The 23,453-nt window shown below is 50.2% G+C and carries 19 protein-coding genes and 3 pseudogenes; 7 read left to right on the top strand and 15 right to left on the bottom strand.

The genetic code is table 11. From position 1 onward, the window contains the following. Nucleotides 1-550 precede the first annotated feature (550 nt). Entirely contained in the window at nt 551-1,903 is a 1,353-nt protein-coding gene (locus ACGCCZ_RS05485) for a replication-associated recombination protein A (RefSeq protein ID WP_085534184.1), read from the bottom strand. Between the two features lie 257 nt (nt 1,904-2,160). On the opposite strand from ACGCCZ_RS05485, the pseudogene ACGCCZ_RS05490 reads away from it, so the two are divergent. The 4 genes and pseudogenes from ACGCCZ_RS05490 to ACGCCZ_RS05505 form a co-directional block, all read left to right on the top strand. After that, a pseudogene (locus ACGCCZ_RS05490) lies at nt 2,161-3,290 on the top strand (aldo/keto reductase). Nucleotides 3,291-3,394: 104 nt separating this feature from the next. Next, the gene (locus ACGCCZ_RS05495) at nt 3,395-4,495 is read left to right on the top strand and encodes an aldo/keto reductase (RefSeq protein ID WP_054324530.1); all 1,101 of its coding nucleotides are present in this window, start codon (nt 3,395-3,397) and stop codon (nt 4,493-4,495) included. Between the two features lie 271 nt (nt 4,496-4,766). Continuing rightward, nucleotides 4,767-5,093: a hypothetical protein gene (locus tag ACGCCZ_RS05500; protein ID WP_411655500.1), complete on the top strand. Its 327-nt coding sequence runs from the start codon at nt 4,767-4,769 to the stop codon at nt 5,091-5,093. A 1,196-nt stretch (nt 5,094-6,289) separates the two neighbouring features. Further along, nucleotides 6,290-6,401 (top strand): annotated as a pseudogene (locus tag ACGCCZ_RS05505) (YlxR family protein); the annotation flags it as partial. A 685-nt stretch (nt 6,402-7,086) separates the two neighbouring features. On the opposite strand, the gene ACGCCZ_RS05510 reads toward ACGCCZ_RS05505, so the two are convergent. From ACGCCZ_RS05510 to ACGCCZ_RS05570, 13 genes are all read right to left on the bottom strand, one after another. Further along, complete coding sequence (locus ACGCCZ_RS05510; RefSeq protein WP_085534161.1) at nt 7,087-7,638, bottom strand: SPASM domain-containing protein; 552 nt, start codon at nt 7,636-7,638, stop codon at nt 7,087-7,089. 45 nt (nt 7,639-7,683) lie between these two features. After that, complete coding sequence (locus tag ACGCCZ_RS05515; RefSeq protein WP_085534163.1) at nt 7,684-8,469, bottom strand: sulfite exporter TauE/SafE family protein; 786 nt, start codon at nt 8,467-8,469, stop codon at nt 7,684-7,686. Nucleotides 8,470-8,654: 185 nt separating this feature from the next. Next, nucleotides 8,655-9,680, bottom strand: coding sequence for a Gfo/Idh/MocA family protein (locus ACGCCZ_RS05520; RefSeq protein WP_411655511.1), 1,026 nt, complete (start codon nt 9,678-9,680; stop codon nt 8,655-8,657). 27 nt (nt 9,681-9,707) lie between these two features. Further along, nucleotides 9,708-11,039: a sulfatase family protein gene (locus ACGCCZ_RS05525; protein ID WP_054324975.1), complete on the bottom strand. Its 1,332-nt coding sequence runs from the start codon at nt 11,037-11,039 to the stop codon at nt 9,708-9,710. Further along, nucleotides 11,036-12,094 (bottom strand): Gfo/Idh/MocA family protein, encoded by a 1,059-nt coding sequence (locus ACGCCZ_RS05530; protein ID WP_085534176.1) that lies wholly within the window; start codon nt 12,092-12,094, stop codon nt 11,036-11,038. Before ACGCCZ_RS05530 ends, ACGCCZ_RS05525 begins: the two co-directional genes overlap by 4 nt. After that, the gene (locus tag ACGCCZ_RS05535; RefSeq protein ID WP_411655512.1) at nt 12,095-12,601 is read right to left on the bottom strand and encodes a Gfo/Idh/MocA family protein; all 507 of its coding nucleotides are present in this window, start codon (nt 12,599-12,601) and stop codon (nt 12,095-12,097) included. It lies immediately after the preceding gene. Beyond that, a complete protein-coding gene (locus tag ACGCCZ_RS05540; RefSeq protein ID WP_411655513.1) occupies nt 12,568-13,038 on the bottom strand; it encodes a Gfo/Idh/MocA family protein in 471 nt (156 codons plus the stop codon). The genes ACGCCZ_RS05535 and ACGCCZ_RS05540 overlap by 34 nt, the downstream gene beginning before the upstream one ends. Nucleotides 13,039-13,141: 103 nt before the next feature. Further along, entirely contained in the window at nt 13,142-14,014 is an 873-nt protein-coding gene (locus tag ACGCCZ_RS05545; protein ID WP_411655514.1) for a sugar phosphate isomerase/epimerase family protein, read from the bottom strand. Nucleotides 14,015-14,029: 15 nt separating this feature from the next. Continuing rightward, entirely contained in the window at nt 14,030-14,779 is a 750-nt protein-coding gene (locus ACGCCZ_RS05550; RefSeq protein WP_054324970.1) for an ABC transporter ATP-binding protein, read from the bottom strand. 16 nt (nt 14,780-14,795) lie between these two features. Continuing rightward, nucleotides 14,796-15,563, bottom strand: coding sequence for an ABC transporter ATP-binding protein (locus tag ACGCCZ_RS05555; RefSeq protein WP_054324969.1), 768 nt, complete (start codon nt 15,561-15,563; stop codon nt 14,796-14,798). Then, nucleotides 15,542-16,327 (bottom strand): ABC transporter permease, encoded by a 786-nt coding sequence (locus ACGCCZ_RS05560; protein ID WP_054324968.1) that lies wholly within the window; start codon nt 16,325-16,327, stop codon nt 15,542-15,544. Before ACGCCZ_RS05560 ends, ACGCCZ_RS05555 begins: the two co-directional genes overlap by 22 nt. Nucleotides 16,328-16,334: 7 nt before the next feature. After that, a complete protein-coding gene (locus tag ACGCCZ_RS05565; RefSeq protein WP_085534170.1) occupies nt 16,335-17,162 on the bottom strand; it encodes an ABC transporter permease in 828 nt (275 codons plus the stop codon). Nucleotides 17,163-17,227: 65 nt separating this feature from the next. Further along, entirely contained in the window at nt 17,228-18,361 is a 1,134-nt protein-coding gene (locus ACGCCZ_RS05570; protein ID WP_054324967.1) for an ABC transporter substrate-binding protein, read from the bottom strand. An 859-nt stretch (nt 18,362-19,220) separates the two neighbouring features. Between ACGCCZ_RS05570 and ACGCCZ_RS05575 the strand changes: the two genes are divergently transcribed. From ACGCCZ_RS05575 to ACGCCZ_RS05585, 3 genes are all read left to right on the top strand, one after another. Then, nucleotides 19,221-20,225 (top strand): LacI family DNA-binding transcriptional regulator, encoded by a 1,005-nt coding sequence (locus tag ACGCCZ_RS05575; RefSeq protein WP_411655515.1) that lies wholly within the window; start codon nt 19,221-19,223, stop codon nt 20,223-20,225. Nucleotides 20,226-20,341: 116 nt separating this feature from the next. After that, a complete protein-coding gene (locus tag ACGCCZ_RS05580) occupies nt 20,342-21,466 on the top strand; it encodes an anaerobic sulfatase maturase (RefSeq protein ID WP_411655516.1) in 1,125 nt (374 codons plus the stop codon). A gap of 158 nt (nt 21,467-21,624) precedes the next feature. Further along, on the top strand, nt 21,625-21,921 hold the full coding sequence (locus ACGCCZ_RS05585) for a hypothetical protein (RefSeq protein ID WP_411655501.1): 297 nt from the start codon (nt 21,625-21,627) through the stop codon (nt 21,919-21,921). Between the two features lie 235 nt (nt 21,922-22,156). Here the strand turns inward: ACGCCZ_RS05585 and ACGCCZ_RS05590 are convergent. Further along, nucleotides 22,157-22,262: pseudogene (locus ACGCCZ_RS05590) on the bottom strand (YlxR family protein); the annotation flags it as partial. Nucleotides 22,263-23,453: the final 1,191 nt, after the last annotated feature.

Genomic DNA, 23,453 nt, shown 5'->3' on the forward strand with positions numbered 1-23,453 from the left:
CCAAAGACAGGATTTATTTGTCAATAATAGGAGGAAAATCTTTCTTCCTGTAACCCTATGAAGTGTACAAAAACCTTGAAAACAAAACATACGGCCCAAAGGCTGACAAACCAGAGGCAGTCCCGCCCGGCAAGGCAAAACGTAAGACCTGAAAAGATTTCCGAAACCAAAAGCTCCGTAGCGCGTGGAGATCTCCTGGATTGAACCCCTGAAAATCGAACTGTTTGTGGCCAGATACGGCCTGTATTTGGATAACAACATTCATGTAACTTTCTTTGCCTCATCGATGATTTTCAAATGGTTGCCTTGTCATTTCAGCAAATCCAAGGAAGAAACGATAAAAACGCGATGGGAAGTCAATGGAAGGACAATCCGAGTATCCGGCTAAAAAGCGCATGTATTTAACCAACCGGCCAGGGTTGGGGTGTCCAGAGCGCTTTGTATCAGAGCGTTCGCTTACTTTTGGAGCCCTGTAAACAATCCTTTTTGGAGGACAGTTGCTTTTCTCAGAACAACCGGTCGCGGCGCTGGCAAGAAAAATCCATCCTATTCACTTGGTTCCATCGCCGCCCGCTTCTTCCTCCCGACGTTTTTGTTCCCGCCACTGTTTGATTTGTCGTAGGCGTTCCTGTACACGCGCTTCAGAACCCTGTGTGGTTGGGATATAGTAAGTCCGTCCTTCCAAAGAATCTGGAAGGCATTGCATGGAAGTGAGTTTTTCCTCTGTATCGTGGGCGTATTGGTACCCTTGCCCATAGTGAAGGTCCTTCATCAGACGGGTAGGGGCGTTGCGAATTTGGAGAGGGACAGGTTCATCCAATCTTTCCAGTGCATCCCGTTTGGCGGATTCATAAGCCATATACAACGAATTCGACTTTGGCGCGAGGGAGAGGTACGTTACCGCATGGGTCAAATGGACGGAACATTCCGGCATCCCAATAAAATGGCACGCCTGATAAACGGCTGTAGCGACTTCAATGGCACGGCTGTCGGCCATTCCCACATCTTCGCTGGCAAAGCGGATCAGCCGCCGCGCGATATAAAGCGGGTCCTCCCCGCCTTCCAGCATACGAGCTAACCAGTAGATGGCAGCGTCCGGGTCGCTGTTTCGCATGGATTTATGCAGTGCAGAGATCAGGTTATAGTGTTCCTCCCCATTTTTGTCATAAAGCAAGGACTTCCTTGAGAGGCATTGCCTCAAAATGTCCGCCTCTACGGTTACACCTTCGGATGTGCGTTCCCCATTTAAGACCGCCATTTCCAGGGTGTTTAAAGCCGTGCGCGCGTCGCCATTCGCAAAATGGGCGATTGCCGACAGCAACTCTTCTGAGATGGATATGGATTCCCCTCCAAACCCGCGGGTGTCCTCCAGTGCATGGCGAAGGAGGACCTCCAAGTTTTGCGTGGTTAGCGCTTGTAGAACGAATACCTTGCAGCGGGAAAGCAACGCCGAATTGACCTCAAAGGAAGGGTTTTCCGTGGTGGCGCCGATCAGTACAATGCTGCCACGCTCCACGAATGGGAGGAAGGCATCTTGTTGTGCTTTATTGAAGCGATGGATTTCATCCACAAACAGAATCGTCCGTTCCCCAAAACGCCGGTTTTCCTCAGCCCGTTGCATCACTTCCCGAATTTCCTTGATACCGCTGGTCACTGCGCTGAAGTCAATAAAATTGGCATGTGTCCGCCCGGCAATGATGCGTGCCAGAGTGGTCTTTCCCACCCCAGGAGGCCCCCAGAAAATCATGGAGGAAATGCGGTCCTGGTCGATCAGCTGCCGTAAAATTTTACCCGGTCCCAGTAGGTGTTCTTGTCCGACAAATTCCTCCAGAGTATGCGGCCGCATACGGCTGGCCAAGGGGCGGTCCATACCTTGCTTTTCAAATAAGGTCTGCTGTTCCATAGGGTGCCTCCATCGAATTGGTTTTTTCTATTCTACCACTTCGGGTAAAAAAGAACAAGAACAAAGTTTCGTTTAAAGAGCGAAATGAGACAAAACCTTGTAATATGGTGTACATGTGGGGAAAACAGAAGTTAATCTTTAAAAAATGGCCTAAAATACTTGACTTAGAGTGCACTCCAAGGGGTATAATCGGGGCAACATTAGAGGGTGGAAACAGAAGGTTTCTGCCGGCTGGATGGAAAAGGAGTGGGTGGATGATGCTATATAAGAGCTTTCAGGGATGGAAACTCTCTGCCCTCGGCATGGGCGCAATGCGCCTGCCCGTGATCGATGGCGACGATTCCCGAATCGATGAGACGGCAGCGGAACAGATGGTGGCATACGCTATGGAGAGCGGGATCAACTATTATGACACAGCGTGGGGTTATCACAACGGCCAATCGGAGTTGATAATGGGGCGCCTCTTACGGAAGTATCCGCGGGAGAGCTACTTCTTAGCAAGCAAATTTCCGGGTTATGACCTAGCCAATATGGATAAAGTGGAAGAAATCTTTGAAAAGCAGCTAGAAAAATGTGGTGTGGACTATTTTGACTTCTATCTATTCCACAATGTTTGTGAAATGAATATTGACGCATATTTAAATCCGAAATATGGGATCTTTGCGTATCTGATGAAACAAAAACAGGCTGGGCGAATCCGCCACTTAGGGTTTTCCGCACACGGCAGCTATGGCGTGATGAAGCGTTTTTTGCATGCATATGGGGCGGATATGGAATTTGGGCAGATTCAGTTGAATTACCTTGATTGGAAATTTCAGGATGCCCAAGCAAAAGTGGAACTTTTGCGGGAATTTGGCATCCCTGTGTGGGTGATGGAGCCCTTGCGCGGCGGCCGATTGGTTACATTGTCCAAAGAAGATACCGAAAAACTCCACAATCTTCGCCCGGAGGAACCTGTCCCGGCCTGGGCGTTTCGGTTCCTACAATCGATTCCCAGTGTGACGATGGTGCTCTCCGGCATGTCCAACCTGGAACAGATGCAGGAAAATATCCGCACGTTTGAGGAAGAAAAACCGTTGAATCCCCAGGAGATGAAGGCATTGCTGTGCATTGCAGATACTATGGTGAGGAAGAACATACTCCCCGTACAGCCTGCCACTATTGTGTCAGCCATTGTCCGCAGGGCTTGGACATTCCATCCCTGCTTGCTCTGTATAACGAACACCACTTCACAGAGGGTGGCTTTATTGCACCCATGGCACTATCTGCAATTGCACAGAATAAATGGCCCAGCGCCTGTATCGCATGCCGGAGCTGTGAGGCCGTCTGTCCCCAACAGATTGAAATATCGGCGGCAATGGCCAGTTTTGCGAAGGAATTGGGATAAGGGGAATTTGATGGGGGTATATACAAAGCGGCGCCCCAAGAGGAATCGGTATACAGATAAGAGCGAAGAGGACCGAATGAGAGCTGTGATGAGGAGGAAATCGTATGGAATATCGCAAGTTGCCACATGGTGGAGAGAAAATCAGCATCATTGGGCTGGGAAACAGTTCGTTGGGACCAGCTGGAGAAGCGGAAATTGAAAGGATTGTACGTTTGGCGATTGAAAACGGTGTCAATTATTTCGATATGGCGGCATCGGATGCAGTACCTTTCCCAGCCTATGGAAGAGCGGTTGCTGGCTGCCGGGAAAACGTCTACTTTCAAATTCACTTTGGGGCGGATTATCGAAGCGGAAAGTACGGCTGGACACTGAACCTGGACACGATTAAGCGGTCGGTGGACTGGCAGTTAAAGGCGCTACAAACCGATTACATTGACTTTGGTTTTATTCACTGCATCGATGAAGCAGCAGATTGGGAGAAGGTGTGTGCAGCAGGAACCTGGACGTTTCTACAGAAGTTGAAAGAGGAGGGGGTCGTACATCACCTCGGGCTTTCTACACATACGCCGAAGATTGCCAATATGGTATTGGATACTGGTCTGATTGATATGATGATGTTCAGTATCAATCCTGCCTATGATTACCGGCACGGGGAGTTTGCCATCGGCAGTGTGGATGAACGGATGGCCCTGTACCGCCGCTGTGAAGCGGAAGGGGTGGGGATTTCCGTGATGAAAGCGTTCAGCGGGGGCCAACTTCTGAACGAAAAGACGTCTCCCTTTCAGCGTGCGTTGACAGAATACCAGTGCATACAGTATGCGCTAGATAAACCGGGCGTATTGACCGTACTGCCGGGCGTGCGTAATGAAAACGACCTGCACCGCATTTTGGGATTTCTGAATGCGGTGCCAGAGGAAAGAGATTACTCCATTTTGGGAACGTTTACCCCGCATGACGCGGCAGGAATTTGCGTGTATTGCAACCATTGTCAGCCGTGTCCAGCAGGGTTGGATGTCGGACTCATCAACAAATATTATGACTTAGCGCAGGCGGGGGATACATTGGCAAGAGACCACTATATTCATCTGGAAAAGACAGCATCCGATTGTATTGCGTGTGGCCACTGTGACTCCCGTTGCCCCTTCCATGTGGGCCAGGTACGGAGAATGCAGGACATTCGTTCCTATTTTGGCGGGAGGGAATAGCTGGAAAGTAAGATTCAAAACAGCCTTTCCAAGGGAAGGAATACATTGATCAGGCTGACGACAAAAAATGTGACTTTGGCAGCGTTGTTCCTTGCTATCGGATTGGTGCTGCCGTTTTTGATCGGGTAAATTCCACAGGTTGGGAACATGCTCCTTCCGATGTATATCCCGGTTTTCGTATGCGGCCTGATCTGCGGATGGCAATATGGAATGACAGTTGATGCGTTATGCGCTCTTTGGCGCGCCGGTTTTATTCCCTACGGGAGTTGCGATGGCATTTGAACGAATGACCTATGGGCTGGTGTACGGACTTTCCCGCTGGCAGGGTGTAATTGCACTTTATCGCTGTTTGGTTGCCGCCATGTTGGCTGGCAGGATTGTCTGGGGTATTGCTCAGATGGCGTTCTTGGGGATTACCAGCGAAGGTTTTACTTGGCGGATGTTCCTAATGGGTGCATTTTTGAATGCAATTCCCGGGATTGTAATTCAGCGGATTCTTATCCCGGCCGTCGTGGTGGCGTTAAACCGGACTGGTTTGGTACGGTTTAAACAACCGCAGGTGTCCGCCCAGAGGATGAACGGCCAACGTACGGCCTAAAAGGGAAACAAAAGAAGAACCACAAAAGGTGTCCGTCGCCCCGAAGGAAGGAGAGTACCAGCTTTGGAAAATCCCCACCCGAACGTTCTCGAGGAAAAGGAGCGTTTGAAAGCACAATGCTCGAGTGACCCTCTTCACAAGAACGTTTGATAACAAAGAACTCTATCCCCGGCAATTTGTCGGGGATAGAGTTCTTTTTTATAGACGGGAAACCGTCCGTCGCATGAATCTGTAGATAAAGGGGGACTGGACTCCCAGGATGTCTCCTTCATTTCGGAATAAACGATTCATAAGAGAGCGGGATACAGTGAAAAAGGGATAGGATAAAAGCGTATGGACGCCAGAAGAGAGAGCGGAAATTGTCCATAGGCATATGGATGAACATGTTTCAGTGAAACCATTGGAGAAGAGGGATAACGCAGATTGCAGCGTGGTTTGCTACTGAGTGAAAAGTTTATAGAAGGTAAATCCTCATTTGAGCATAAGGGACGTCCAGGAAATCCTTTCTCTGCTTTACATCCCAGTGAAGATCTTACAATAGAGCGGCTAGGGCTCATAGACGTCAAATTGAGAGTTGAAAAGGAACGGTAAAAAAGGATTGCAAGCGAAAGGGGCTGGTGTAAGCAAACACGTTATCGGATAGGGCAAGGGTTCGAAAGCGTAGAAATATTAAGAACCAAATCCCTGGTTTCACCTCTTTGCAATGGATGCCTGTCCATCCAGCTGGTTATGACAAGTGGAGAACCCGAAGGATAAACCGAATACATATGAGCATCATAGGCTTCTGCTACCAAGGTTAATGGAAGAACAACACAAGAAGTACCCTTCTCACGGACATCACATGTTGGCACAAGGCGTATTTGATGCAACTGGATGCTTTCTCATAATTTTGCCCATACATGCTGCAAACAGGACCGTATCCGTTCACAGGCGGAAAAACACCGAATTAAAAGGATGGGAAGAACATGTTCGATCCCCACGTAATAGCAGGAAACTGGAATGTCAACCACCCTGTTGGATTCGTAGTATCCGACATGACTATCTTTAAAAACGGAATAAAAATGAGGAATGGACATTGTGGATTCGATCCATTTAACAATAGCGCTGGGGAATCCCTCCCCAAGCCGCGGTTGTTTTCATATAGATTCATCAGCGTATGTTTAAGAAATCACAGTCGGGAAGGGCGGTATGTGCAAATGCATCAAAAGCGAATCCCCCTGCGTATGTGTGCAGGATGCGGAGAAAGCAAGCCGAAAAAAGAACTGGTCCGGGTGGTCCGTTCGCCGGAAGGCGAGATTTCCCTAAGGTTCTTACATGCCAGGCAACACCGAGCCAAGGCGGTACTGTGTGATATTCCTATTTCGACTGCCTCAAGAAGCCTAAACAACTTGCTGGAAAAAGGAGAAGCAGATGCCCCAGAGAGACTTATAGCACCGGCCGGGGCTTTGTTTACGCCTCACCGGCCTTCGTTAAGGCTTACGGCCATTATGCCATACCACGCTCCATGTCTCGAGCAGGAACTCCAACCGATCATGCAATTATGGAAGCGTTAAATGGTTGAAGCAAGGAGAGTTACGCCTTGCCCTCGACTTAGAGAATACAGAAATGTTCCCAAACGGTTGGACGAGTATGTTTACTAGTTCAACCACCAGCGGCCTGTGGCTGCCCTGAATGATAAACCCCCAGTTCAGTACAAGACCGAACTGGGGTTCTGATTCTATGGTGGTTTTTAGTGCCTGCTTTTCTTTGAAAAATGCATAGAGCTGGCGGGTTGGCATATGTGGGCAAAGTTCTCTGGTTTTATCCGGACCTGAAGGCGCCGGCACATCTGCCACTTACAACAATTTGTTCCTTGCTGTTCATGAACGGGCCTGCACATCCTTCGCGCATCGTCCGGTCCAGCCCATGATCTGTTTCCGCTGGCTTTGAATGTGCTCTGCAATCTGCTGTAACATTCTTGCCCGTGGCGTCCATATATCGCGCTGGCGCCCGCTTATCTTGAAAAATACAGCAGCCGGGAATAGACCTCTAGCAAACGCGGATACGCATATTCAAAAAAGGACTTGTAGGCATCGCAAAGATAGTTTTTGCCTAGACCATCCGAAAAAAAATCCCGGTCCCGACGGCACCCGCCCCGACAGAGCGAAAACCAACGGCATTGCCGGCATTCCTCCGGCTGGTATTGGCTCTGTTCGACAAAGCGGAGCTGTTCCCGCTGCCGGTCGATTTGTTCCAGGGTGTCGGTCAGGAAATTACCCAGCTTATAGTGATCCAGCATGTAAAAATCACAGGGATAGACACTTCCATCCGCTTCGACCACATACTGCAGGCTACATTGACCTCCCATTGCACAGACTTGTGGAGGTTGTCCATCCAAAATCAACAAAAGATTATCGAAGTATTGGTGGAATTGCCGCGCTCCTTTCTTGATCTGCTGGTACCAAAGGTCAAAGGCATCCTTTAGATACTGTGCATACCGTTCCGAAGTAAGCGACCAGGGATGCAACCCCCTCGGTTCATCTGCTGGAGATCGAAAGCAAACCACAGTCGGCCATCCAAGAAGTTCCTTCCCGGCAGGTATCGCTTGCAGCTATCCAAAGAAGCGGAACATATTATATAGGTTGATCCCTAAAACAAGAACCATGGACCATTGAAACAACCTGGTGACATTCTCCTCGCTTAACCTGCGGTTCAGCCTACCTCCCACTTCGCTGCCGGCAACCCCGCACAGAATCATCCCAACCAGAATGGGGATTAAGATGTCCGGGACATCCCCGGCTAGAATTGTTTTGAGCGTCCCCGCTCCTTGACTGATTAAAATAACAAATAGGCTGTTCTGAGCGGCTGTCTTTGTGGACATGGAAAAAAAGTAATACAAAACAGCCATATTGAACGGACCTCCGCCAATCCCCAAAAATGAACCCAGAATTCCCAAGCCCAATCCAACGGCAACGCAAAGGGACCAATGCCGGACCCGTTTTGCGGGAAAGCGGTCCTTTGTGATGGTGTAGAGCAGAGTCCCCAAGGTTGCTAAAAAAAGGAACAGTGCCTGTACGCCGCCGATCACCTCTGCGTCTGTATATAGGCTGGCCAGCTGGCAGTAGATCTCTTTTCCCAATAGGCCTCCCAGGGCAGCTCCGGCGGCCAAAGGCACGGAAACGCGGAAATCCAGTAGATTGTCCCGCCTCCAAGCAGCCTTGCCGACAGACCAGCAGCTCATCCCTAACACGGTACAACCTGAGTAAAAATTAATGGCTGCAACGCTGGCTGTATGGCATGCATCCAACACCGGCTTGATCATCACGCCTCCACCCATGCCGCAGATCTTTCCTAAAACGCTGGCTAAAAAAGCAACCAGAAAATAGATACCATCCATCGTCTCTCCTCAAAGGCGGTCAAGCTGTAACGCCTTCGGAAACCTATGGAAGTTCAAGGCGAAACCGCTTCGCCTTGTGTCATGCGGAGCGCGCAGGTCTCTTTTTCATCAAGGTCCTTATCTGTCTGCTATGCCAGCCACAGATCTCCCTGTAGACCCTCTTTCTTGGACCTGCGCGCTTCCGACTACCCCACGATGGTCCGAGCCGACTGTAAAATCTGCTCAACCATCTCTATCGTATACAAGCCGTCCGCACCTGTACTGGTTGGCGGACGGTCAAACCGGACTGCATCAATCACCTCGCGGTGCTGGCGGTACCCAAAGGGGACCACATCCAAGGCTGGAAATGTCATGCTTCCGGCCTGCGAAACCCCCGGACTGGTCACAGCAAGGGGACCGTATCCGGTCCGCAGGTAGATACTCCCTTGACTCCCATGTATTTCCATCGTGTATCGGTTACAGTGCCACTTCTGTTCCCAGCTGATTTGATGACTCACCATAGCGCCGCTTTTTAAGCGGTATTGCGCCAACGCCCAGTCCTCGTTGTCCGGATGTACCGTTTGGCCCTCGATCACGCGTGAAAATATCTTTTGTCCTTTGGAGGCGCAAACCACCTCGTCGATGTCGCCCAATAGGTATCGCACCAGGTCAATCCCATGTACGCCGACATCCAGAATTGCGCCTCCTTTTCCGCAAAGTGTGGAATCATATTGCCAGGTGGAATAATCGCTTCCCGGCAAAGAATTCCGGATATGCGCCATATATACTTCGCCTAGCTTTCCCGCCGCGATGTACTCCTTCGCCCAACGGGATTCTTCAAAATACCGGTGCATAAAGCTGACAAAAAGCTTTACGTGGTTTTGTTCTGCTGCATCGATCATCTCACGGCATTGCTGCGTGTCCATGGCAAACGGTTTTTGGACAAACACATGCTTTCTTTTCTTTGCTGCAAAAACGGCGATCTCTTTATGTAGATAGTTTGGAGTCAGAACAAACACCAAATCCACATCGCTACGGTCAACCGCCTCTGTATAATCGATGGTCACATCGGCGGTGCCGGCAGCGGTTTTTTGCGCCCTTTCCCGTATAAGATCACAGCAGACCACAATCTTTGCCTCGGGAATCAAGCGAAGGGCGTCCACATGATAGGCGCTGATCGCCCCGCATCCGATGATCGCAATCCCGACCTTCTTCTCGCCAAATTTTTTCATCGTCTCTCTTCTTTCTGGCCATCCATCTTATTCCTCTGTGTCTACTGCCAGATCCTCTGCACAGTAATCGTCTCTCCGGTTGACGCGGGCTCCTACAGGCGCTTCCACTGCGCCAGACAACAGGGGGTCTTCCGTCTGCTGCATCCACTCCAACAGCGACGACGCCATCTGTTCCCGTACCTGTGCATATTCCGGCCTTGCAGCCACATTCTGTTTCTCCATCGGGTCCGCATACAGGTCGTAGAGCTCTTCACTGCTGCAATCCGTATCTCTGAGGCAAGCATACTCATAGAGGAAGGTTTTCTCCGGGCAATTATCGATATTTGACAAAATGTGCCCCGGCCGTTCGTCAAACCGGCGGATATACTTATAGCGCTCACTGCGGGCAGCCCGCATGGGCTCATAAGCCGCATGATAATTGACTTCTGAAAACAGCACCCTATGGGTAAATGGACCTTCCCGTTTCAACAGCGGCAAAAGCGACTGTCCCTCCAGCCAATCGGGTTTCTCGATCTGGCATAAATCGCAAATCGTTGGAAACAAGTCCAGATGCGATACCATTTCATCCACGCAGCGGCCTTTTGCCGGATTTCCTGGGTAATCCAGAAGCAGTGCAACGCCCGTTCCGCCGTCGTACAGCGTACATTTCATCCCGGGCACAGCTGGACCATGGTCTGTGGTAAAAATCACCATGGTCTCCTCCCGAAGTCCGGCCTCCTCCAACGTTTGCAGGACTTGTCCCACCAACGAATCGCAGAACCGCACAGAGCTCATGTAGTCTGCCATATCCTCCCGGTTTTGCGCGTTATTGTAAACTCCGGGAAATGGCGCTACATAACGGGCGTCGATGTCCTCTTCATGTTTTTTCCACTTCCGGTGCGTATTGTACATGCCAAACGAAAGAAAAAACGGTTTATCCCGAGGCTGCTTCAGATAGTCGCACACCAGCCCAGCATTTTCCCGGTCGAACGCAAAAGAGTCGAAGTCAATGCATCCCATATCAAACGCCTGGCCGTCAAGGATTTTTGTATATCCCAGCAAATCCGCGTTCGGCGCTTCATGCTGGATTCCACAAAGCACCGTTTCATAACCAAAGTTGGTTAAATAGCGCGCCATATGGTGGTGATAATCCGGCAGGGAAAAGCCGCGGTGGGCCAATCCAAACATTCCGCAATTGTGAGGGTACTGCCCGGTAAGCATCCCTGCCCTACTGGGAGAACAGGTTGGGGCGACGCTGAAAGCTTGGCGAAACAGCGTCCCCCGTTCCGCGAGCGTTTTTAGATGTGGAGTTTCCAGCGCATAGCCATAGGGCTGTAGAAACCGGCCGGAGTCATGCGTATGTAACAATAAAATATTCATAGGCTCTCCAAACAATCCATTTGAACAGGTTTTCCGGTCTTGATGGCTTGATAAATGGCCCGAACCACCCGGATACAGGCCAGTCCATCTGTTCCACCGGGATTCGCTGTCCCGTTGGTCCGAATCATCTCCAAAAAGCATTCATGCTGTTCCACGCCCAACTTCTCATAGGGAAGCTGTAGAGAAACCCAAGTCGCCGGCTTTCCCGGTTCGACCTTGCAGACATTTACAATCCCCATCGGGTCCCGGAGAAAAATAGATCCTTTTTCGCCAAACAGTTCCATCGAAAACCGATCCGCATTCGACCAGTGGTGCCAGCTAATCATATGGTTCACCGTGGCGCCGGAGCGAGTCTTGTAGATTGCTATGGCGTGGTCCTCGTTGTTCGGGTGTACATACTCCCCATCGGTAAAAATGGTATCACGGAACCGTCCCATATCAGCAAATGTCACCTCGTCGATTTCGCCGATTAAATAACGTACCAGGTCAATGCCGTGGACGCCTAGGTCGATGACACACCCGCCTCCTACGTTTTTTTCATCATAAAACCATTTGCTGACAGTAGAGGTGGCGCCCGGCGCATTTAAAATACGCACCATTTCGATCTTGCCAATGGCATTTTCCTGAACCAAACGGCGTGTTTCGGCAATTCCCAAAAGGTACCGGTGCATAAAACTGACAAACAACTGCACGCCGTTGTCTTGGCAGGCCTTCATCATGCGGCGGCATTCGTCCAATGTGCGTCCCATAGGTTTGGTGACAAAGACATGCTTTTTCCAAGAGGCCGCCAATTCTGTGACCTCACAGTGATTGTAATTGGGCGTCAGAATCAGGACGCCCTGTATCTCGTCCAGGGCGAGCAACGCCTCGTCCTCCGTAAAAGCACGGTTCTGCGGTAACCCAAAGTAGTCCGCAGCAGCTTTTGCCCGTTCCGGAATCCAGTCGCAGACTGCTACTACTTCGCAATCCGGCAAGCTTTTCAGGGCCGGCATATGATACTGGTTGGCAATCGCCCCGCATCCAATCACGCCGATCTTCACAATATCTTTCTTCATTTAGATCTCCTCCATTGCCACGGTGCGGTTGTCCTTGGCCGACTGGTAAGCGGCCAGCACCAATCGGAGCGCCGCATAGCCGTCCTCCAAGGTGGAGGGAAATGCATCGCCGGTCTCCAAGCAGTCGATAAAGCGTTCTGCTACCACCTCATGAATGTGTTTAAACCGGATAGGCATCCGCGGGTTTTCCCATCCCGCCATAGGCCGGCCTTTCCGAAACACCTGAAGTGGAAAATTATTTTCCCCATTGATCGTGGTAGACGCGCAGTCGTTAAAACTCTGCTGTATGGTGCCGTCCAAGCCGAAGATCTCCGTCGTCACTGTACCGGCGGCAAAGGTCCAGCTGGATTGCAGCGTACCGATTACTCCATTGGCGAATTCCACGATGGCGATGCCGTTGTCCTCAACCTCTAGTCCAACTGTGCTCTGTGGGATTTTTGCTGTCACATATTTGGGTTCTCCAAACATCCAGATCAAGAAGTCGGCCGCATGGATTCCCTCGTCCAAAAAAGCTCCCCACCGGAAAGCTCCGGATCTGTAAACCACGCCAGCGGCGCCGGAACCCGGCCGTCTGCCGCCCAGCCGATTCCATGCCGCTTGCGAAAACTCACCACCCGGCCGATCTCCTGTGCATCCAGGATGGACTTGATCGTCTGGTTGACAGCATCCACGCGCATAGGAAACGCCTGCATGTAGCGGACGCCCGCTTGTGCGATTGCCTGCTGCATCAACTGGCAATCTTTCAGGGTTGTCGCAGCCGGTTTCTCGCACAAAATATCTTTTCCCGCCTGTGCAGCTGCAATGGTATAGGCGGCATGTTTCACATTTTCTGCACAAATTCCTACGGCGCTCGACCTCGGGGTACGCAAGCGCCTGTTCCATGGTTTGAAAACATAGAAGGCCATGCCGCTCAGCGAATTGCTGTGCCAGCGATTGGTTTTCATCCCATATGCCGACGAGCTCGGCTTTTGTGTGCATTTGCCAGGCGCGTACCCAACTCTCCGCGTGTGGATGCGCCACGCCCAGCATCACTAGTTTTACCATGATTTATACTGTCCCTTCCTTTGCCTGAAGTATCGGCTCCACAAGTCTGTACGCATTCTTCAAGCAGTTGTTAATTTTTTGCAGGTCGTTCCATCCCTCGGTGCCGTGACAGGATACGTTGTACCATCCAGTAAACCCTTTTTCGGCGAACGCATCAATCTGCGCCTGAAAATTGCGCTGGCCACCTCCGGGCATCTGTTCGTCGCCGGCGCCAAAGGCACGGTCGCTTTCCGGGAACGAAAACCCTTTTTTTATATCCCATAAATACAGCATATATGCACGCGAATGTGCGACTAGGTCGTATACATCTTCCGCCTCATACCCCCGCGCATTGGCATGAGGCGGAGCAATAATGTAGGACAAAGCATCGTCGTCGATGCACTGGTCCGTCTTATAAATTTGATACAGATACTCGTTGAAAGTATAGCAGTGAGGCACCTCGATCCCTACCTTTAGCCCAAGGGATTTGGCATAGGCGAGGTCCTGCTTTAACTGTTCTATATACTCGGAAAAATTCCCCCTTGGGCTGCCATAAGGGACGCTGATGGGGTTCAAATTGGTCATATGGTCCGCCCAGTCGGTAGACTGGGCGGGTTCCCAGATCACTGTGGGAATCCCCAATGCCGCGGCGAATTTCATTCGTTCCCGCCGTTCCTCGCCGGACATCAGGAAGAGGGTCATTGAAACCGCTGTCATCTTGTAGCGTTGCAGCAGTTCTTGTACCTCCTCCGGCGTCGTCTTTTGAGGGTCGGCATGGTCGCAGATGGCTTTGCAAGCCCAGAGGTCCACATAGCGGAACCCAATTTTGGACATTTCACGCAAGGCTGTTTCCAGCGGAAACGATGCATATAGATTGGAACCACAGCACAGTTTCATCGTATGTATTCCTCCTTACCACCATTTGATTTGATCGGTCACGTAGCTGCGCAAGCGTACAAATTCCGGCGAATTGATGTCTCTGGGCCGGGGTAAATCGACCACCACATCTTCTTTCACACTCGCAGGCTTTTGGGAAAGAATGAGAATCCGGTCCGCCAGGTATACCGCTTCCTCAATGTTGTGGGTGATGAACAGAACCGTACTGTGCAGTTCCTTCCAGATGCGAACCACTTCATCCTCCAAATAAAAGCGCGTCTTGATGTCCATCTGTCCATAGGGTTCGTCCATCAGCAGAAGGTCCGGGTTCATTGCAAAGGCCCGCCCAATTACCACCTTCTGTTCCGTACTGGTTGAAAGTTCGCTTGGATACCGGTCCAAATCGGCGCTCAAACCCATCAGCCGTGCAATATTCTCCACACGGGCAGCAATCTCCTGCTTTGGCAGATGCTTGAGAGACAGGCAGTAGCCCAGATTTTTGCGTACCGTCAGCCATGGATAAGCGGTGGGTTCCTGAAAAACAAACGCCAAATTGTGCTTTTTGGGATTGGCGGGCTTGCCGTCGATCAGGATTTCGCCGCTGGTCGGCTCCAGCAGGCAGGTGAGTAGGTTTAAAAAGGTGGTCTTTCCGCAGCCCGTAGGACCTACCACGCAGATAAACTCCCCGCGTTTTACATTGAAATTACAGTCCTTGAGCACTTCCAAGGAACCGAAATTTTTGTATAAGTGGCGGACTTCCACCTTGTATTCATTGTTTTCAGCCATGTCTGTCCTCCGTTTCCTACTGACCAAGGTCCAGGTCCATCTGGTCGGCGATCTCCTGCCGAATCCGCAGGAATTCTTCCGAAAGATTGTCCCGTGGACGCGGCAATCCCGTAAGATCAAATACGTCCTTTACTTTTGCCGGCCGCTTGGACAGCAATACGATGCGGTCCGCCAAATAGACGGCTTCTTCGATATTATTGGTAACAAAGAGAATCGTGCGCTTATCCTTGTCCCAAATTTTCAGGATTTCATCCTCCATGGAATAGCGTGTCTGGGCATCCAGCTGTCCAAAGGGCTCGTCCATCAGCAGGACCTCGGGCGCACTGGCATAGGCCCTTGCAATCCCCACACGCTGCTTCATACCGCCGGAAAGTTGGTGGGGGTAGGAACGTTCAAATCCCTGTAAGCCAACCAGGTCGATATAATGCTGCGCCACCCTCTCCCGTTGTTCCTTTGGAACCTTGGCGTATTTCATACCAATCTGTACATTCTTACTCACCGTCAGCCACGGCAGCAGAGCCAACTTTTGAAACACCATTCGTACACGTTTATCCAGGCCAGACACCTTCTCCCCATCCATATAGATTTCTCCCAGGGTAGGCTTTAAAAGGCCGGCTACCATATTGAGCAGGACGGTTTTTCCGCATTGGCCCGGTCCTAAGATGACCAGGAATTCGTTTTCCCGAACGTCCATGCTGATGTCGTCGATCACCAGCGTGTCATCTTTTTTTGTCACAAACGCTTTGGATAAGTTCTTAACGCTTAATTTAAATCGGTCCGCCATGGGCTGAGCCTCCTTTCTAGGATGGTAAACGCGGTGGACATCAGCGCCCCGATCAACCCGATCAGCAGCATTGCAACCAGCACCAATTGAATGTCGTTGCTGTCCGAGCCGCGGGTGACCAGCATGCCGAGTCCGTAATTGGCCGAGATCATCTCCGCGGCCAATACAACGCCCCAACCGGTTGTCAGAGCCGTTTTCAGTCCGGCCATGATGGAAGGCAAAGCCGAGGGAAATACAATGTCTGTAATCAGGCGGACGCCTCGTGCGCCAAACATACGGCCTACTGCGATATTGTCACGGTTTGCAAGATTGACGCCTGCGTACGTATTTACAACAATTGCGGAAAAGGTGCCGATAAACACCAAAATGTACTTAGAGAATTCGAAGACCCCGCACCAGATCGAAATGAGAGGGACCCATGCCAGCGGAGGAATCGGACGGATAATCTCAAAAACCGGCTGGAAGATTGCCCGAAACCGCTCGCTCCATCCAATCATCGTCCCCAGAGGGATGCCCACCACAGTCGCTGCAAGCAATCCCACAAACACCCTGCGCAGGCTTTGCAGGGAGTGTCCCAACATCGACATGCCCGCAATCGGGTCTTCCGAAAGAGCGAGGAACTTTGTCCAGACCTCATAGGGGGACGGCAAAATGGAGGCTTCTCCGCTGGAGCCTACAATCCACAAGAGGACCAGCAGACCCAGTGACAAAAAGGAAAGCAGATTGAGTAAAAAATTCCGCAGAATAAACGTATGCTTTTTCATATCTCGTCTACTGCCTCCATTTCAGTACTATTTTTTCCAGCCAGTTCAGTAGGGCGAACAAAATCAGACCGATCACACCGATGGTCAGCATGCCGACCATAATTAAGTTTACGCGCATAAACTGCCGGCCAGCTAGGATCATATAACCCAGCCCATCGTTGGACGCCAACATTTCGGCCGCCACCAACGTTGACCAGGAGAGCCCCAGTCCTACCTTCCAACCAGTGAAGACCATTGGCATTGCAGACGGGATTCCCACCCGGCGAAAAATTGTAAAATTGGATGCCCCACAGGTTTTTGATACGTTTATCATGGCCCGATTGGTCAGCTTGATCCCTGCATAGGAGTTGAGAACCACCGCTACGAAAGCGGACAGGAAAACAATAAAAACCTTTGGAGCCAGCCCAATCCCCAGGAGCACAATCATCAGTGGAATCCATCCGACTGCGGGGATGGGGCGTATGAGGTTGAACGCCGGCCGGATAAACTTATCCACCGGCTTGTACCATCCCATCAGAAGCCCCAAGGGCGTTCCGATTAAAACCGCCATCAAAAAACCGATCATGGAGATTTTCATACTGGAAAGAATGTGCACGGGCAGGGTTGCCCCGTCCGGCGCCCGATTGGTCAGTTTTTCAATCAGCGCGTTGAGTACCTCAGACGGCGCACAGAAAAAGCGAGTGGTAATCCAACCGAGTTGGACGGATAGTTCCCATAGGGCTAACAGGACAACGATGCTAATGATTGAGGTAAACAATAAGTTTCTACTTTTATTCTTGATATGCTTACGTTCCCGTGCGATGGCTTTTGTAAGCTTTTCTTGATTGGTATTCATGCTACAACTCCTTCTCGTTCCGGCGACGGCTGCATACGATTTGCAAATCCAGGCCGGAATCCCGGTTACTCCAGGGTGACTGCGTTGATGTATTCGTCAGGCATCAAATCCAGCTCCTTGATGGTCTCCAAATCGGCTTCCGTATAAGACCCCTGGGAGATCAAATAATCCATGATGTCCTCGAAGCAATGCATCATATACCGCTCGCCGTCTTCCCCTTTGTTCATGTAGTGTTTCGATTGTTCCAAGGTGTGGTACGGAATACCATCCAGAACTGCGCGGCACTCTTCCTTTGTCGCTGTGACGCCGTTGTTGTACAGCAGGTCATAATAGTAGTCCGTAGCCTTGTCTGGGTTTTCTTCAATCCATTGCGCTGTCTCATAGTAAACTTTCAAAACGGTCTCCACCAGCTCCGGATCTTGGCAAGCTTCTTCCGTCGCATAGATCATCGAAGGAGAATCTGCGCCCACTTCGGACAGTACGGCCGCTTTGACCCAGCCCTCGCTGGCTGCATCGACGGACAGGGCAAGCCAAGAGATAATTGCATCGCCTTCGCCCGCACGGAAAGCGGTATTGGCGGAGTTGACCTCCATGTTGGTGACATTCACATCGGATAGGGACAAACCGAATGCATCCAGTGCACGCACCAGGCAATAATGCCCGGTTGTATTGACCGGTCCCAGCACGGTAATGCCATCCCAATCCTCCTTGGTCCCGTACAATGTGGGGTATTCTTCACAATGTCCGGGGCCGCTCTGCGCAATGGGACTGTCGGGCCGTACCCACAGGTCTACCATGGCGTCGTCGGACATGCAGGAACCGACTACGCGCATATCGATGTTGAGCATACCGGTAATGGCAGGGAATACGCCGCCGGTGCCGAACATCCACGCATTGGACGCAGCAGCCTCAATCTGAGCGCCGCCGGAGGTATAAACCAGAAATTCTGCATTGATTCCTTCTTCTTCAAAGAAGCCTTCCTCCTTTGCAATGTAGAAGGGCAAGCTGTTGGTAGCGGTCTGCAGGCCAAAGGTAACGGTCCGCAGGGATTCGTTTTCGCCGGACCCGGAGGCTTCTCCAGGAGTGGATGCGCCATCGGAAGGATTGGTTTGATCCGGAGCGCAAGCACTCATGGACGCAACCATCGTCATCACCAGCAGCACTGTGGTCAATAGACGGGCCATTCTGAACTTCTTCATTTTTACTCCTCTTTTCTGTAAATTGAATTGAAACCAAGTCCCCAAAGGAACTAATTTCCGCTTTGCATGGTGATTGTCATCGCCGTTGGTATGTCCAAAAATTCATGAACCTCGTGTGTTAAATCGTTTACGTAAACGTTTGAATAACTTATATCATACTTTTTATTCGTTGTCAAGACAGATTTTGTGCATTTTCCCCGATTCCAGAAGATGGAAGTCTATTTGTGTCTGTTTTTGCTGGTATTTTTCTCATTTGATTATGCCTTGTGATGTATGAGCCCAATCTTTTTGTTCGTCCCTTTTAGAAAACATGGATCAATGATCTGTTTTTATAACGGAGAATGCAATCAATATTCCCCACTTGCTACAGCGATATGTGAGACACAGCTATTTCAACCTTTCTTCTGTGCAGAATTCGGCTAGAAAGGAAACGGCGGAGCTGTGCCATAGGGAAATTCAATCCGTTGCAATAGGAACGCCTCCATAAGTAGAGCGCCTCAAATGGTGCCATTCTTGGTCAGCCAACGCCTCCATGCTCAATTTTTTCACAGCCCCATAAGAAAGGGACCTTATCCAGCCCGGCTTTCCTTTTACAGCATCTGTGAAAGTCGATTTGCGCTGTTTGGGATATATCCGTTTTCTCCAAAAGTGCTATTGGGTTCTTGTGCAAAAGTTAAACGATTACGTATTTTCGAACAAATTTTGCTTATTTTTACTATCATTTAGCCAAAAATCTTCTATTTTATCGTTTACGTAGTTGACACCCAACCGGCACTACCGTATAATTTAATCAGCTATGAATTTGCAATTTGATCAATTAAAACAGAAATTTTTCTTTATGAACAGGTAGGTGTTGACTATGCCGCGCTCAACCATCCAAGATGTCGCCAAACTTGCCGGCGTCTCTACCGCCACTGTCTCCCATGTCATCAACGGCACTCGCTTTGTCTCCAACCAGACAAAGAAAGTTGTCCTGGAGGCCATCGAAACGCTCTCTTATGTCCCAGATCTTGCCGCACGTAACTTGAAGACCGGAAAAAAAAATACCATTGGCTTTATTACCCCAACTTTTGCAAACTCCTATTTTTTCAATATTATTGAGGCCGTCGAGTCCGTCATTCGGTCCGCCGGTTACTCTCTGCTGATCAGCAACTCCAAGGAGAACCCTAAAAAGGAAATACAGAGCTTCCGTTACCTGAGTTCCGGCCTGGTAGACGGTATTATCGCAATCTCCACTCTCCTGGACTTCCAGGACATTGCAGATGTCGTGCCCAAAAATCTTCCTGTTCTCCTGATCGACCGTGTGCTGGACAACTGCCGGTGCGACACACTGACTGTATCCACATACGATTCCGTTTATGAGATCACTCTATCGTTTCTTCGTTCCGGACGCCATCAAAAAATCGGTTACCTGGCCAGCGACGACGACCTCAAGACCACGATGGAACGCCTTCGCGGTTTTCAGGACGCCCTCGCCGCAGAACACTGGACCCCCAAAAACGCTTTCATCTGCCAGGCAGACTCGACGGCAAACGCACAGGATGCGGGTGCAGCCTACCAGCAGGTCGCCAATATGCTGGACAACGGCGTAACAGCCATTCTGGTGTCAACCAATGTCATGACGCAAGAAGCACTCCGCTGCCTTTCCGAGCGGAACCTTTCCCCAGTCAAAGACGTAGAGATTGTCGGCCTGTTCAACCCCCCTTATGTCTATCCTTGTCCAGGGATGCGCTGGATCAATATGCCCGGCCGCACGTTGGGAACTCTCGCTGGAAAAACCATTTTAAAGCGGCTCAACACACCGGGCGCCCCCTGGTCTCATCAGGTCTTAAAAAGTGACATTGTCGTCAATTCATCGATTTGATTTCCTGCCTGATCCAGAGATGTTTCTTTGGAACGGCCGAGTTCCCAGGCCTTTTCCCGTATGCTCCGGTAAGATCTGGGCTGAATCGTTTGGGGCATACTGTGGAGGAATCTATCATGAGGCCCTGTATCACCATCATGCTAAAGCCGGCCAGCGGCCTGTGCAATATGCGGTGTAAATATTGTTTTTATATGGATGAGATGCAAAAACGCGCTACAGAAAATTTTGGCTTCATGTCGGTTCAAGTCCTTCAAAATACCCTTCGTACGGCATTGGCTGCCTGCACCCGCCATTGCTCGATTGTGTTTCAGGGCGGAGAACCCACATTGGCTGGGCTAGATTTTTTCCGAACTGCCGTACAGCTGGCAGAGGAGCTCAATGTCAATCGCTGTTCGATCTCCTATTCCCTTCAAACCAACGGGCTCCTGATCGATGAAGACTGGTGCCGTTTTCTTGCAGAACATCACTTTTTGGTAGGGGTTTCCTTGGACGGTCCGCGGGACCTCCACGATGCAAACCGAGTAGACCTACAGGGAAAAGGGACCTTCCAGCGCGTTATGAACGCGTTGCAATTGCTAAAAAAATTCCATGTGGATACCAATATTCTTGCCGTTTTGACCCGTGCAGGGTGCCGGAATTATCGCAAAATACATACTTTTTTTCTTCGAAATGCATTTGCATATCAACAGTTCATTCCCTGTCTCGATCCGCTTGATGAACCGAGGGGGCTGCATCCCTGGTCGCTTACTTCGGAACGGTATGCACAGTATCTAAAGGATGCCTTTGATCTTTGGTACCAGCAGATCAAGAAAGGAGCGCGGCAATTCCACCAATACTTTGATAATCTATTGTTGATTTTGGATGGACAACCTCCACAAGTCTGTGCAATGGGAGGTCAATGTAGCCTGCAGTATGTGGTCGAAGCGGATGGAAGTGTCTATCCCTGTGATTTTTACATGCTGGATCACTATAAGCTGGGTAATTTCCTGACCGACACCCTGGAACAAATCGACCGGCAGCGGGAACAGCTCCGCTTTGTCGAACAGAGCCAATACCAGCCGGAGGAATGCCGGCAATGCCGTTGGTTTTCGCTCTGTCGGGGCGGGTGCCGTCGGGACCGGGATTTTTTTTCGGATGGTCTAGGCAAAAACTATCTTTGCGATGCCTACAAGTCCTTTTTTGAATATGCGTATCCGCGTTTGCTAGAGGTCTATTCCCGGCTGCTGTATTTTTCAAGATAAGCGGGCGCCAGCGCGATATATGGACGCCACGGGCAAGAATGTTACAGCAGATTGCAGAGCACATTCAAAGCCAGCGGAAACAGATCATGGGCTGGACCGGACGATGCGCGAAGGATGTGCAGGCCCGTTCATGAACAGCAAGGAACAAATTGTTGTAAGTGGCAGATGTGCCGGCGCCTTCAGGTCCGGATAAAACCAGAGAACTTTGCCCACATATGCCAACCCGCCAGCTCTATGCATTTTTCAAAGAAAAGCAGGCACTAAAAACCACCATAGAATCAGAACCCCAGTTCGGTCTTGTACTGAACTGGGGGTTTATCATTCAGGGCAGCCACAGGCCGCTGGTGATTGAACTAGTAAACATACTCGTCCAGCCGTTTGGGAACATTTCTGTATTCTCTAAGTCGAGGGCAAGGCGTAACTCTCCTTGCTTCAACCATTTAACGCTTCCATAATTGCATGATCGGTTGGAGTTCCTGCTCGAGACATGGAGCGTGGTATGGCATAATGGCCGTAAGCCTTAACGAAGGCCGGTGAGGCGTAAACAAAGCCCCGGCCGGTGTATAAGTCTCTCTGGGGCATCTGCTTCTCCTTTTTCCAGCAAGTTGTTTAGGCTTCTTGAGGCAGTCGAAATAGGAATATCACACAGTACCGCCTTGGCTCGGTGTTGCCTGGCATGTAAGAACCTTAGGGAAATCTCGCCTTCCGGCGAACGGACCACCTGGACCAGTTCTTTTTTCGGCTTGCTTTCTCCGCATCCTGCACACATACGCAGGGGGATTCGCTTTTGATGCATTTGCACATACCGCCCTTCCCGACTGTGATTTCTTAAACATACGCTGATGAATCTATATGAAAACAACCGCGGCTTGGGGAGGGATTCCCCAGCGCTATTGTTAAATGGATCGATCCACAATGTCCATTCCTCATTTTTATTCCGTTTTTAAAGATAGTCATGTCGGATACTACGAATCCAACAGGGTGGTTGACATTCCAGGTTCCTGCTATTACGTGGGGATCGAACATGTTCTTACCATCCTTTTTATATGGGTGTTTTTCCGCCTGTGAACGGATACGGTCCTGTTTGCAGCATGTATGGGCAAAATTATGAGAAAGCATCCAATTGCATCAAATACGCCTTGTGCCAACATGTGATGTCCGTGAGAAGGGTACTTCTTGTGTTGTTCTTCCATTAACCTTGGTAGCAGAAGCCTATGATGCTCATATGTATTCAGTTTATCCTTCGGGTTCTCCACTTGTCATAACCAGCTGGATGGACAGGCATCCATTGCAAAGAGATGAAACCAGGTATTTGGTTCTTAATATTTCTACGCTTTCGAACCCTTGCCCTATCCGATAACGTGTTTGCTTACACCAGCCCCTTTCGCTTGCAATCCTTTTTTACCGTTCCTTTTCAACTCCCAATTTGACGTCTATGAGCCCTAGCCGCTCTATTATAAGATCTTCACTGGGATGTAAAGCAGAGAAAGGATTTCCTGGACGTCCCTTATGCTCAAATGAGGATTTACCTTCTATGAACTTTTCACTCAGCAGCAAACCACGTTGCAATCTGCGTTATCCCTCTTCTCCAATGGTTTCACCGAAACATGTTCCCCCATATGCCTATGGACAATTTCCGCTCTCTCTTCTGGCGTCCATACGCTTTTATCCTATCCTTTTTTCACTGTATCCGGCTCTCTTATGAATCGTTTATTCCGAAATGAGGGAGACATCCTGGGAGTCCAGTCCCCCTTCTATCTACAGATTCATGCGACGGACGGTTTCCCGTCTATAAAAGAACTCTATCCCCGAACAAATTGCCGGGGATAGAGTTCTTTATTATCAAACGTTCCTTGTGAAGAGGGTCACCCGAGCATTGTGTTTTTAAACGCTCCTTTTTCCTCGAGAACGTTCGGGTGGGGATTTTCCAAAGCTGGCACTCTCCTTCCTTCGGGGCGACGGATACCTTTTGTGGTTCTTCTTTTGT

The sequence above is a fragment of the Anaeromassilibacillus sp. SJQ-1 genome, from assembly GCF_046693725.1.
Classification (GTDB): Bacteria; Bacillota; Clostridia; order Oscillospirales; family Acutalibacteraceae; genus Anaeromassilibacillus.